The following is an 11,790-nucleotide window of genomic DNA, read 5'->3' as shown; positions in this document are numbered from 1 at the left end:
CGCACCGATGATCGCTGACTCCTCATTCGCAGGGCGCTTCGACCGCGCCCTCGCCAGTCTGCGCGGACTGGCCGTGGGGGACGCCCTGGGATCCCAGTTCTTCGTCCCCGCGCACTACCCCCTCCTGAAGCGGCGCGAACTGCCGCCCGGCTCGTGGCAGTGGACCGACGACACGGAGATGGCCTGCTCCGTCGTCGCCGTCCTCGCCCGCCACGAGCGCATCGACCAGGACGCCCTGGCCGCCTCCTTCGCCGAGCACCACGACTTCGACCGGGGCTACGGTCCCGCCGTCAACCGGATGCTCCGGTTGATCCGGGAGGGCGGCGACTGGCGAGAACTCGCCGCCGCGCTCTTCAACGGGCAGGGCTCCTGGGGCAATGGCGCTGCCATGCGCATCGCCCCGCTCGGCGCCTGGTACGCCGACGACCCCGAGCAGGCCACCCACCAGGCCGAGATCTCCGCCTACCCCACCCACCAGCACCGCGAGGCCGTCGTCGGCGCCATGGCGGTCGCCGCGGCGGCGGCCCTCGCGGCCGCTCCGGCGGGTCCGCCCACGCCCGAGGCGCTGCTCGACGGCGTGATCGCGCTGGTCCCGCGCAGCGCGGTCGGTGCCGGGCTGCGCCGGGCCCGCGACATGCTGGACTACGGCGACGCCGGGACCGTCGCGGCGGTGCTCGGCAGCGGCCGGCGGACCAGCGCGCACGACACGGTGCCGTTCGCCCTCTGGTCGGCGGCCCGCGGCCTCGGCGACTTCGCGACGACGTTCTGGACGACGGCGCAGGTCGGCGGGGACGTCGACACGACCTGCGCCATCGCCGGCGGAGTGGTGGCCTCGGCAGCCGCCGGCGCGCCGCCGGCCGCGTGGGCGGACCGGACCGAGGCGCTGCCCGCCTGGGTGCTGGAGGGCACGGCCCGCAGCTGAGCACGGCTGCGTACGGGGCGGATGCCCGGCCCTCGCGGAGTCCGGGCATCCGCCCTTTTGCCGCCGGTCCGGCCGTACCCGCGGCGGACCTCTCCGCCGCGCGTACGGCCGGCTGTCAGGCGACGGGGCCCGCGGCCTCGGCCTTGCCGCTGAGGGCCGCCAGGTCGCTCTTGCGGACCCGGATCACCAGCACCGCGGTGAGGAGCGCGACGGCGACCATCGCCACGGCCGCGGTGAACGCCGTCGCGATGCCCGAGGTCAGCACCTCGTGGCTCCACGGCGCCGGCAGTTCCTTCGTCCGCAGGAACTCGGCCTTCTGCTCGGGCGTCGCCGACGCCAGGAAGTCCGCCGCCTGCTTCTCGCCCTCGGTACGGCTCGCCGTGCCGAAGACCGTCACCAGGATGGACAGGCCCAGCGAGCCGCCCACCTGCTGGGTCGCGTTGAGCAGCCCGGACGCGGCGCCGGCCTCGTGCTGGGCCACCCCGGAGACGGCCGTCAGCGTCAGGGTGACGAAGTTCAGCCCCATGCCGAAGCCGAACAGGACCATGGGTCCGAGCACCCCGCTCGCGTACCCGCTGTCCGCGTCGATGAAGGTCAGCCAGAACAGGCCGAGGCCGGTGATCGTGGAACCGGTCACCATGAACGGCTTCGGGCCCAGGACGGGCAGGAACCGCTGCGACAGGCCGGCGCCGGTCACGATGGCCACGGTGACCGGGAGGAACGCGAGCCCGGACGCGATCGGCGAGTACCCCAGCACGCCCTGCACCCACAGGACGATGAAGAAGAACATGCCGAACATGGCCGCCGCGAGGCTCAGCATGATCACGTACGTGCCGGAGCGGTTCCGGTCGGCGAACATCCGCAGCGGTGTGATCGGTTCCTTCGCGCGCGACTCGACCAGGGCGAAGGCGACGAGCAGCAGAACGGCGGCGGCGAACGAGCCGACGGTCAGCGCGTCCTTCCAGCCCTGCTCCGAGGCGCGGATGAAGCCGTAGACCAGGGCGGCCATGCCGAGCGTCGACGTCGCCGCCCCCGCGATGTCGAAGCGGCCCGGGTGGCGCTCCGACTCGCTGATGTACCGGGGGGTGAGGAAGGCGATCAGCAGGCCGATGGGCACGTTGACGAAGAGCACCCAGCGCCAGTCCAGCCACTCGGTGAGCATGCCGCCGGCGAGCAGCCCGATCGCGCCGCCGCCGGCCGAGACGGCGGCGAAGACGCCGAAGGCCCGGTTCCGCTCCGGGCCCTCGGGGAAGGTGGTGGTGATCAGGGCGAGCGAGGTGGGCGAGGCGATCGCGCCGCCCACGCCCTGCAGCGCCCGCGCGGCGAGCAGGTGCCACGGCTCCTGTGCGAAGCCGCCGAGCAGCGAGGCGAAGGTGAAGATCAGGATGCCGGCCATGAAGACCCGGCGGCGGCCGAGGATGTCGCCCGCCCGGCCGCCGAGGAGCAGCAGGCCGCCGAAGGTCAGCGTGTAGGCGCTGAGCACCCACGACAGGTCGGTGGTGGAGAAGGAGAGCGCGTCCTGGATGTGCGGGAGCGCGATGTTCACGATCGTGGCGTCGAGGACGACCATCAGCTGGCAGGCGGCGATGACCGTCAGGGCGATTCCCGGCCGGCCCCGGGAGCCGGCCAGGCCTTTCTCGGTCTGTGTGTCGACCGGAGTCGTTGTCACGGTGGACCCCCCACGGAAGAATGGCAGTGAACGCGACCGTTCACTGTTCTTCAACGGTAGTGACTCCCTCTCAGAGAACGCAACCGTTCACTGAGCACCGCCGGTGATTCGCCACGTCCCCAACGGAGAGAACCTGATGATGACTTCGCGCTCCGCGGCCGCCGCTCGGCCGGACGGAGCCGCGCCGCGCAGACGCGGGCCGGTGCTCGAACGCGCCATTCTGGAGGCGGCGCTGGAGCAGCTGAGCAGCGTCGGATGGAACGGCCTGACCATGGAGGGTGTCGCACTCGGCGCGCAGACGGGCAAAGCCGCGGTGTACCGGCGCTGGCCGTCCCGGGAAGACCTCGTGGCCGACGCCCTCCAGGCCGGATTGCCGCGCTTCGACGAGCCCGCCCCCGACCTCGGCGGCTTCCGCGACGAGCTGTACGAGCTCTGCCGGCGCGTCCGCGACGCCATGAACTCGCGCTCCGGCGTCGCCATCCGCGCCGTCCTTCACGAATGCGACGAGGAGGCCGCCGTCCGCTTCCGCGGACTGATTCAGACCAAGGTCGTCGAACCGTCGAAACGGCTCTTCTCGGACGTCCTGGAGCGCGGGATCACGCGAGGAGAGGTGCGTCCGGACGCCGTCGACGACCTCGTCCTCGACGTCATCCCGGCGCTGATGATGTACCGCGCCAAGGTGTGCGGCAGCGAATGGGACGATGCCGAGCTGGCCGCTGTCGTCGACCGGATCATGGTCCCGCTGGTGCGCTCGGCGCCCGCCTGACCGGGCCCGCGGCACGGCGGCGGCCCGCCTGACGGGAATCCGGGTACCGCACGCGGCACCCGGCGGCGTAACCTGTCAGGCGCCATGCCGTACGAACCCCCTACTCACACCGTCGAGCGGTCGCTCCGAGCCACCACCGGCGCCAGGATCGTCGCCGGGGTCGACGAGGTCGGACGCGGGGCGTGGGCCGGGCCCGTCACCGTGTGCGCGGCCGTCACCGGGCTGCGCCGTCCCCCCGAGGGACTGACCGACTCCAAGCTGATCGCCCCCAAGCGGCGCGCCGAACTCGCCGCCGAGCTGGAGCGCTGGGTCACCGCCTACGCGCTCGGCGAGGCGTCCGCGCAGGAGATCGACGAACTCGGGATGACCGCGGCCCTGCGCCTCGCGGCCGTACGGGCCCTCGACGGCCTCCCGGTCCGCCCGGACGCGGTGATCCTCGACGGCAAGCACGACTACCTCGGCAGCCCCTGGCAGGTGCGCACGGTGATCAAGGGCGACCAGTCCTGCGTCGCGGTCGCCGCGGCCTCCGTGATCGCCAAGGTGCGGCGGGACGCCTTCATGGCCGGTCTCGACACCGGCCCGGGCTGCGCGGGCTACGGCTTCGCGGCGAACGCGGGCTACCCTTCGCCCGTCCACAAGGCCATGCTCGAAGAGCTGGGACCCACCCCGTACCACCGGCTCTCCTGGGCCTATCTGGACGCCATGCCCCGGTGGCGCCACCTCAAGAAGGTCCGCCTCTCCGCGGAGGCGGCCGCTCTGGAGAGCGGGGGCCAGCTCGGCTTCGACTTCTGATCTTCCGGCCGCGGGACCTCACCGACGAGGCCCCGCAGGACCGGAGGCGCCCCTGTGCGCCCACCCGACGGTGCCGTCCGAAACGGCATTTGATAGACATCCACCCATGCCTCTCCCTCCCGAGGAGCCTCAGATTCACGAGAGCGCCCAGGGTCCTAGCGCCACCGCGGCCGCCGGCCGCCCCGCGCCGACCCCACGTCCCGTCCCCGGCCCGCGTTCGGCGGCCTCCCCGCGTCCCGGCCGTCCGGGCCCCGGCCCGGCCCGCCCCGCTCCGCCGGCCCCGCGGCCCGTCCCCGGCCCCCCCGCGCCCGCGAACCGTCCGGCGAATCGTTCCGCTGACGGCCCGCAGCTCCAGCTCGTCCCGGCCCCGGCCGGCGGCGCCCTCGACGCCGCCGAGGAGGCCCTCGACCTGCTCCTCGACAGCGGCCGGTCGCCCGGCGAGGTCCTGGTGCTCACCACCGGCGAGCGCCACCCTTGGGCCGCGCACGAGCTCTCCTTCGGAGAGGCCGCCTACTGGGCCCAGCAGGACACCGCCGAGGACGTGTTCTTCGCGGACGCCGCCTCCGTGGACCGGGTCGCCGCCCGTCCCGTGGTGATCGTCGCCGTCAACGGCGGCGACGACGAGACGGTCGCCCGGGCCCTGCCGGTCGCCCGCTCGCGCGCGGGTGCCCTGCTCGTGGTCTGCGGTGACCCGCAGCGCGTCACCGCGGTGCTCGGCGCCGGAGTCTGACCGGTCGCGCCTCCGCCGGACCGGCACCGGCCCGGCGGAGCGGCGGACGTCTCCGGGCGAGCGTTCGGCGTGCCGCGCCGCGCGTGGCGGCTCCACAGCCGGTTGCGCGCGACGGACGACGGCTCAGCGCGCCGCCACCCTGCGCAGGGGCTCGGCCGCTCCGCCGGCCGTCCTCGGCGCGAGGTGACCGAAGTCGTCGTTCGGCTCGCCGAGTGCGAGCGGAGCGGAGTCCGCGCTTGGCCGACGGCCGCCCCTGCCTTCGCCGGAGACCTGCCAGCCGGCCTGGGTGAGGGTGATGTACGCGCCGCAGCGCAGGCCGTGGAGCGTGCAGGCGTCACGGAGCCCCCACATCCAGGCTCCGTCCTCCTCCGTCCAGCGCTCGTCGCCGTCGCGGCAGTAGACGAGGACGGCGGTCCGCACGGGGGTGCGGCGCCGCAGGTCGTGCGGCACCACGCGCCGCAGATGGGCGAGGAGCGCGTTCCGGAACTCCCAGCCGTCGGCGGGGCCGGGCCGGCGCGTGAAGGAGGCGCTCGCGGTGAGCCGTTCCTCGTGGTCGAGCACCGCCACGATCGCCGTCGCGGGCCGCGGACGATGGCGGGAGTGGAGTCCGCTCACGACCTCACGGGGACTGCGCAGCAAGGGAATTCCGGCCGCGGCCCAGTCCGCCGGTTCCAGCATCCGGGCGAGGCGGCTCGCGGAGGCGGAGCCGGCACCGAGCGAGGTGGTGGACGGAGCGAATCCGAGGGTCACGGTCCTCCCTTCGGATACGCGCCCGCGAGGCGGGCAAGGTGGGGTGAGGGCGCAGCACGGCACAGTCCTTCCGGACCGCTTCGAGCCGTGTGGGGCGGTTCCCCAATTCTGTCTCGGCCCGAGCGAGGGCGGCAACGAGCAATTGAGGCGGCTGACGGTAATGAACCGTTATGCCACTGATATCCCTGCCCAGTTACCCAGTATTCACTCGCCGTTTCCCAGCCCTTCTCAACCCTGGACGGCGAGCACCAGCGGAAAGACTCCTTCCGCTCCGGAACGGAGCAGCAGCCGGGCGGCCACGGCCAGGGTCCAGCCGGTGTCCGACAGGTCGTCCACGAGCAGGACCGGACCGCCGGCGGCGGCCACCCGCTCCGCCACCCCGGGCGGCACCTCCAGGGTCCGGTGGAGCCCGATCACCCGCTGGGCGCTGTTGGTACGGGACAGATGGACGTCCTCCGCCCCCGCCGCGTACTCCACCGCCCCGAGGAGCGGCATCCGCCCGATCTCCGCGATCCGCGCGCCCAGCGAACCCACCAGCGTCGGCCGCCGGCGCGAGGCGACCGTGACCACACCGGCCGGCCGCGACGGGGCGTCGGCGGCTCCGGACGCCCAACCCCCGGGCCCCTTCGCCCAGTCGGCGAGCACCTGGACCACCGCCTGCACCACGTCGTCCGGCACCGGCCCGTCCGGAGCGGACTCGGCGAGCAGCGGCCGGAGCCGGTTGCCCCACCCGATGTCCGAAAGACGCCCCAGGGCGCGGCCGGCGGACGCCTGCTCACCCGCCGGGATGCGGCCCTTCAGATCGACGCCCGCGGCGGCGAGTCCCGTGGGCCACATCCGGCGCGGCTCCACCTCCACGCCCGGGCGGCCCAGTTCGCCCCGGGCCGCGTCCAGCGCCGCGCCGGTCACCTTCGGATCGAAGCGCGGCCCCGCGCAGTTGTCGCAGCGACCGCACGGCGCCGCCTGCTCGTCGTCCAGCCGGCGCCGCAGGAACTCCATGCGGCACCCGGTCGTGGTGGCGTACTCGCGCATCGCCTGCTGCTCGTCGGCACGCTGCCGCGCCACCCACGCGTACCGTTCCGTGTCGTACACCCACGGCCGGCCCGTGCTCTCCCAGCCGCCCTTGACCCGCCGCACGGCCCCGTCCACGTCGAGGACCTTGAGCATCGTCTCCAGCCGGGTCCTGCGCAGCTCGACCAGCGGCTCCAGGGCCGGCAGCGACATCGGCCGGCCCGCGTCGGCGAGCACGTCGAGGGTCCGGCGGACCAGTTCCTCCGGAGGGAAGGCCACGGACGCGAAGTACCGCCAGATCGCCTCGTCCTCCTTGCCGGGCAGCAGCAGCACCTCCGCGTGCTCCACCCCGCGCCCGGCGCGGCCGACCTGCTGGTAGTAGGCGATGGGGGAGGACGGCGAGCCCAGGTGCACGACGAAGCCGAGGTCCGGCTTGTCGAAGCCCATGCCGAGCGCCGAGGTCGCCACCAGCGCCTTCACCCGGTTCGCCAGCAGGTCCTCCTCGGCCTGCCGGCGGTCCGCGTCCTCCGTGCGGCCCGTGTACGAGGCGACCGTGTGCCCGCACTGGCGGAGGTACGCGGTGACCTCCTCGGCCGCCGCCACGGTCAGCGTGTAGACGATCCCCGAGCCGGGCAGCTCGTGGAGGTGGTCGGCGAGCCAGGCCAGCCGGTGGGCGGCGTCGGGCAGCGTGATCACGCCGAGGCTGAGGGACTCGCGGTCCAGGGGGCCGCGCAGCACGAGGGCGTCGGTGCCCACGCCGGTGCCGAGCTGTTCGGCCACGTCCGCCGTCACCCGGGCGTTCGCCGTCGCGGTGGTGGCGAGCACCGGGACCCCGGCCGGGAGGTCGGCCAGCATCGTGCGCAGCCGCCGGTAGTCCGGCCGGAAGTCGTGTCCCCAGTCGGAGATGCAGTGCGCCTCGTCGACCACCAGCAGGCCCGTGGCCGCCGCCAGCCGCGGCAGGACCTGGTCGCGGAAGTCGGGATTGTTCAGCCGCTCGGGGGAGACGAGCAGCACGTCGACCTCTCCGGCGGCGATCTCCCGCTGGACGTCCTCCCACTCCTCCGTGTTCGACGAGTTGATCGTGCGCGCCCGGATGCCCGCCCGCGCCGCCGCGTCCACCTGGTTGCGCATGAGCGCGAGCAGCGGCGACACGATGACGGTGGGCCCGCTGCCGCGCTCCCGCAGCAGTGAGGTGGCCACGAAGTACACGGCGGACTTGCCCCAGCCGGTCCGCTGCACCACGAGGGCCCGGCGGTGATCGGCGACGAGCGCCTCGATGGCGCGCCACTGGTCCTCGCGGAGTCTCGCCGCGCCGGCCGGGTCCCCGACGAGTCGGGCCAGTACGGCGTCGGCGGCGGTGCGGAGCGCGGCGCGGTCTTCCGGGAGGTCTGCGTGGGTCATGCGTCCATGCAACCCGATGCCTCGGACATTCGGCGAACGGGCCGGCGATCTGTGGACAGTGCAAATCACATCATCATGGCGTAAGGCCGGAGTTATCCACAGGGGTTGTCGGAAAACGGAGATCACGAGACCGTCCTCGCCATGAACGCGAATCACCCTGAGATCAGCGCATCCACCCGAGGCCGGCAGGTCACCCTGCGCAGCGCCGCCGAGCTCGCCGACGCCCTGCCGTACGTGCTCGGCTTCCACCCGACCGACTCCATCGTGCTCATCGCCCTGCACGGTCCGAACGGACGCTTCGGCGGCCGGGTCAGGATCGGCATCCCCCGCGCCCCCGGCGAATGGGACGCGATCGCGGACCGCCTCGCCGAGTGTCTCGTCGAGACCTCGGCGCAGCGCACCTCGCCGCCCGACGGCATCGTCGGCTTCCTCTGCCAGGACCCGGGTCCCGACGAGACCGCCCCCCAGGTCCACGAGCGGCTGCGCCCCCTCGCCCAGCGGCTCCGGACCGCCTGCGGAGCCCTCGACATCCCCGTCTACGAGGTGCTGTGCATCTCCGGAGGCCGCCACTTCTCGTACTGCTGCCCCGACACCCGCTGCTGCCCGCCCGACGGCACCCCGCTCGCCCTCAGCGGCACCTCGGTCATGGCCGCCGCGGCGGCGTACGCGGGCATCCAGGTGCGCGGCTCGCTGCGGGAGATGGAGGACGGCTTCAAGCCCACCGGAGGACCGGGGGAGGCGGAGCAGCGCGCCGCCCTCGACGCCGCCGCGGCCCGGATCGTGCCCCTCGTCCTGGACGGGGCGGAGGAGCGGGTCAGGGCGCGGCTGCGCGAGACGACCCTCGCCCTCGCGGGCCGGCTCCTCGGCAGGTTCGCCGAACCGCCGCAGCGGGTCGGACCGGACGGCGCCCGCCTCGGCCGGGCGGCGATCGACGCCGCCGACGACGCCCGCGTCGAACCCTCCGAGGCGGCGGCGGTCATCCTCGGGCTCCAGGACCGCATCACCCGCGACCGCCTCGCCGAATGGATGGAAGGACCCGAGGGCACCGCCGCCGTGCGGCTCTGGCGGGTCCTCGCCCGGCGCTGCGTCGCCCCCTACCAGGAGTACGCCGCCGCGCCGCTGACCCTGGCCGGCTGGGCCGCCTGGTCCACCGGCGACGAACCCACCGCCCGCGTCGCCCTCCACCTCGCCCTGGAGGCCGACCCGGAGTACGTCTTCGCGCGGCTGCTGCACCAGGCGTGCAACGACGGCCTCGAACCCGAGTCGCTCCGTTCCTGCTTGCGCCGCGAGCGCGAGGACCGCCTGGCGGCCGAGAAGGCCGCCGCGCACGCCCGCCGCTCCCGCACCCGCACGCGGACGCGGCCCCGCACCCGAGGAGCCCTCCCCGGCGGGCCCCGGCCGGCGCTCCCCAGGGCTGGGGCCGCCGGTGCCCGGCGGGGCGCCGGGGCGCCGGGCACGCGGCCCGCCGGACGGGCCTCCACCCGGCCGGGCGCCCCTGCCCCGCGGCACGGTGGCCGGCGCGGCACGAGGAGCGGGCGATGACGAGCGTGACCCCGCACACCACCCGGCCGTTCACCTCTGTGGCGGAGCCGGGCGAGCCGTGCCGCCGACCACCCGCCGGCCGTCCGGATCGCACAGAGAGCACGCCGCACCCCTCATGGTCCTCAGCCCTGTCCCGGCCCCCGGACGCCCGACGGAACAGCCCGCCGGGCAACCGTCCGGACCCGGCGGCGGCCCCGCCGCCCCCGGGGCCCGCCCCGGAGAACTCCCGCCGGTCCACGACGCGCTCCTCTGCGTCGCCCTGCCCGCCTTCGCCGTCTCTCCCCGGCACGGCCAGCTCACCGGACACGGCCCCGAAGGTGTGTACGCGTCGGGCCGGCGGCTCCTCGCCCGCAGCGTCCTGCGGGTCGCCGGGCGCGAGCCCGTCCCCCTCCAGGGACGGCTCGCCGCCGCCGACCGGGCCGTGTTCGCCGGCGCCCTCCGGGGCCCCGGCGACACCGGGCCCGACCCGGCCGTCACCGTCGAGCGCTCCCGCGGCGCCGACGGAACCGAGCGGATCACCTTCCGCAGCGCCGCCCCCCGCCCCGTCCGCCTCCCGGTGGAGCTCGCTCTGGGCACGGATCTCGCGGAGCTGGCGGCGGTCGCGTCCGGCCGCAGCCGCCCCGAGCTCAGAGCCGCCGTCCACGGCACCGGCCTCCGCTGGGCCTCGCCCGACGGACGGACCGTCACCGTCACGGCCGACCCGGCCCCGACGGACGCCCTGGCGGCGGCCGGGGTCCTGCGCTGGGACACCGACCTCGCCCCCGGCGGCGCCCTCACCCTCCACCTCCGGCTGCACACCGGACGGACCCCCGGCGCCACCCCGCCCGGCGGTGCCCGCCCCGGCGGCCACCTGCTCTCCGACGCGCAGGCGGAGGGCGACGACCGGAGGCCCGGCGAACTGCTCCGCACCTCCGCCGAGGACCTGCGGGCCCTCCTCCAGCGCGACCCCGCGCACCCGGCCGACGTCCATCTCGCGGCCGGCGTCCCGTGGCGCTGCGGCCCCGTCACCGCGGAGGCACTCTGGGCGGCCCGCATGGCCCTGCCGCTCGGCACCCGGCTCGCCGTCACCACGCTCCGCGCCCTCGGCCGCACCCAGCTCACCACCGGCGCCGAGGCCGGCCGCCTCCCCGGCCCGCTGCGGGACGCCGGTCCGCGGCTCCCGCCCCGCTGCACCGGAGTCGAGGCCACCCTCGCCTTCCCCGTCGTCCTCGCCGAAGCCCGGCGGTGGGGCCTCCCCGCAGCCGACCTCGACGAGCTCCTTCCGGTGGCGGAGCGCTGCCTCGGCTGGCTGCGCCACCGCCTCGACGCGGACGGGCTCCTGCCGGACCCGGCTCCCGGCGAGCCCTGGCGGGCCGAGACCCAGGCCCACGCCCACCGGGCCGCCCTGCTCGGGGCCGACCTCCTCGACGCCTGCGGGCGGCCCGGTGCGGCCGGCCTCCGCGCCGCTGCCCGTACCCTCCGCGAACGCTTCCGGAGCGCCCTCTGGCTCGACGACCCGTCCGGCGGCCGGCCCGCCGCCGCCCGGGGACCGGAGGGACGGATCTGGAACCAGCTCGGCGGATGGGCCGCCCACCTCCTCGACACCGGACTCCTCGGCGGCGGCCGGTACGCCCAGGGGCTGCTCGACCGGGCGGAGGCCGAACAGGTCGCGCGCCTGCTCGGCACCCCGGCGCTCGACTCGGGCTGGGGGCTCCGCGGCCTCGGCGCCAAGGAACCCGGCCACAACCCCTTCGGCCACCGGGCCGGAGCCGTCCGGGTCCACGAGACGGCCGTCGCCGTCGCGGGCCTGGCCGCCGCCGGATACGAGAAGGAAGCCGCCGCCCTGCTGCGGGGGCTGCTCGACGCCGCCGAACACTTCGGGTACCGGCTGCCCGAGATGTACGCGGGCGAGCAGCGCACCGCCGGCGCCCAGCCCGTGCCGCATCCGGCCGCCTGCCGGCCCGCCGCCGTCGCGGCGGCCGGAGCGGTGCACGCGCTCGCCGCCCTCGCCGGGATCCGCCCCGACGCCCCCGGCGGGAGCGTCGCCGTCCAGCCGATGCCCTCGGCGCCGCTGGGAGCGATCCGGTTCGCCGGGCTCGTGGTCGCCGGCGAGCCCTTCGCCGTGCGGGTGAGCCGCCTCGGACTCGGTATGGTCGAAGAGGCCGCCGAGGGTCTGCAGCTGGGGGTGTGACGGATGCCGGGCACGGAGACGAGGAAGTCCTCGCGAC

General features: G+C 75.4%; 9 protein-coding genes. 6 read left to right on the top strand and 3 right to left on the bottom strand.

Going from position 1 to position 11,790, the window contains the following annotated elements:
- The first annotated feature begins 7 nt into the window (after positions 1-7).
- Positions 8-922 carry an ADP-ribosylglycohydrolase family protein gene (locus tag ACFVQZ_RS11730; RefSeq protein ID WP_383621295.1) on the top strand — a complete coding sequence of 305 codons (915 nt, stop codon included), beginning with the start codon at positions 8-10 and terminating at the stop codon, positions 920-922.
- A gap of 115 nt (positions 923-1,037) precedes the next feature.
- Here ACFVQZ_RS11730 and ACFVQZ_RS11725 read toward each other — a convergent pair whose 3' ends face one another.
- Positions 1,038-2,591 (bottom strand): MFS transporter, encoded by a 1,554-nt coding sequence (locus ACFVQZ_RS11725; protein WP_030495093.1) that lies wholly within the window; start codon positions 2,589-2,591, stop codon positions 1,038-1,040.
- A gap of 136 nt (positions 2,592-2,727) precedes the next feature.
- Here ACFVQZ_RS11725 and ACFVQZ_RS11720 point away from each other — a divergent pair, with 136 nt between their 5' ends.
- From ACFVQZ_RS11720 to ACFVQZ_RS11710, 3 genes are all read left to right on the top strand, one after another.
- Positions 2,728-3,357, top strand: a complete 630-nt coding sequence (locus tag ACFVQZ_RS11720) for a TetR/AcrR family transcriptional regulator (protein ID WP_383621293.1) — start codon at positions 2,728-2,730, stop codon at positions 3,355-3,357.
- A gap of 84 nt (positions 3,358-3,441) precedes the next feature.
- The gene (locus ACFVQZ_RS11715) at positions 3,442-4,149 is read left to right on the top strand and encodes a ribonuclease HII (RefSeq protein ID WP_030495095.1); all 708 of its coding nucleotides are present in this window, start codon (positions 3,442-3,444) and stop codon (positions 4,147-4,149) included.
- Between the two features lie 106 nt (positions 4,150-4,255).
- Complete coding sequence (locus ACFVQZ_RS11710; RefSeq protein ID WP_383621291.1) at positions 4,256-4,879, top strand: hypothetical protein; 624 nt, start codon at positions 4,256-4,258, stop codon at positions 4,877-4,879.
- 123 nt (positions 4,880-5,002) lie between these two features.
- Here ACFVQZ_RS11710 and ACFVQZ_RS11705 read toward each other — a convergent pair whose 3' ends face one another.
- Together ACFVQZ_RS11705 and ACFVQZ_RS11700 are read right to left on the bottom strand one after the other, a co-directional pair.
- Positions 5,003-5,629, bottom strand: coding sequence for a hypothetical protein (locus ACFVQZ_RS11705; protein ID WP_030495097.1), 627 nt, complete (start codon positions 5,627-5,629; stop codon positions 5,003-5,005).
- A 228-nt stretch (positions 5,630-5,857) separates the two neighbouring features.
- Positions 5,858-8,041 carry a RecQ family ATP-dependent DNA helicase gene (locus ACFVQZ_RS11700; protein ID WP_383621289.1) on the bottom strand — a complete coding sequence of 728 codons (2,184 nt, stop codon included), beginning with the start codon at positions 8,039-8,041 and terminating at the stop codon, positions 5,858-5,860.
- Positions 8,042-8,182: 141 nt separating this feature from the next.
- On the opposite strand from ACFVQZ_RS11700, the gene ACFVQZ_RS11695 reads away from it, so the two are divergent.
- Both ACFVQZ_RS11695 and ACFVQZ_RS11690 read left to right on the top strand, forming a co-directional pair.
- Positions 8,183-9,583: a DUF4192 domain-containing protein gene (locus tag ACFVQZ_RS11695; RefSeq protein WP_383621287.1), complete on the top strand. Its 1,401-nt coding sequence runs from the start codon at positions 8,183-8,185 to the stop codon at positions 9,581-9,583.
- 115 nt (positions 9,584-9,698) lie between these two features.
- Positions 9,699-11,753, top strand: coding sequence for a glycogen debranching N-terminal domain-containing protein (locus ACFVQZ_RS11690; RefSeq protein WP_383621285.1), 2,055 nt, complete (start codon positions 9,699-9,701; stop codon positions 11,751-11,753).
- Positions 11,754-11,790 lie beyond the last annotated feature (37 nt).

It is taken from the genome of Streptomyces sp. NPDC057854, from assembly GCF_042797055.1.
Taxonomy (GTDB): Bacteria; Actinomycetota; Actinomycetes; order Streptomycetales; family Streptomycetaceae; genus Streptomyces.
The sequence above is the reverse complement of the archived record's forward strand: the minus strand, read 5'-3'. Positions and strand labels throughout refer to the sequence as shown.

Excerpts from the sequence above, each read along its gene's own strand:
- ACFVQZ_RS11715 (WP_030495095.1), top strand. The coding sequence starts at position 3,442 with ATGCCGTACGAACCCCCTACTCACACCGTCGAGCGGTCGCTCCGAGCC.
- ACFVQZ_RS11730 (WP_383621295.1), top strand. The coding sequence starts at position 8 with ATGATCGCTGACTCCTCATTCGCAGGGCGCTTCGACCGCGCCCTCGCC.
- ACFVQZ_RS11710 (WP_383621291.1), top strand. The coding sequence starts at position 4,256 with ATGCCTCTCCCTCCCGAGGAGCCTCAGATTCACGAGAGCGCCCAGGGT.
- ACFVQZ_RS11700 (WP_383621289.1), bottom strand. The coding sequence starts at position 8,041 with ATGACCCACGCAGACCTCCCGGAAGACCGCGCCGCGCTCCGCACCGCC.
- ACFVQZ_RS11690 (WP_383621285.1), top strand. The coding sequence starts at position 9,699 with ATGGTCCTCAGCCCTGTCCCGGCCCCCGGACGCCCGACGGAACAGCCC.
- ACFVQZ_RS11695 (WP_383621287.1), top strand. The coding sequence starts at position 8,183 with ATGAACGCGAATCACCCTGAGATCAGCGCATCCACCCGAGGCCGGCAG.
- ACFVQZ_RS11720 (WP_383621293.1), top strand. The coding sequence starts at position 2,728 with ATGATGACTTCGCGCTCCGCGGCCGCCGCTCGGCCGGACGGAGCCGCG.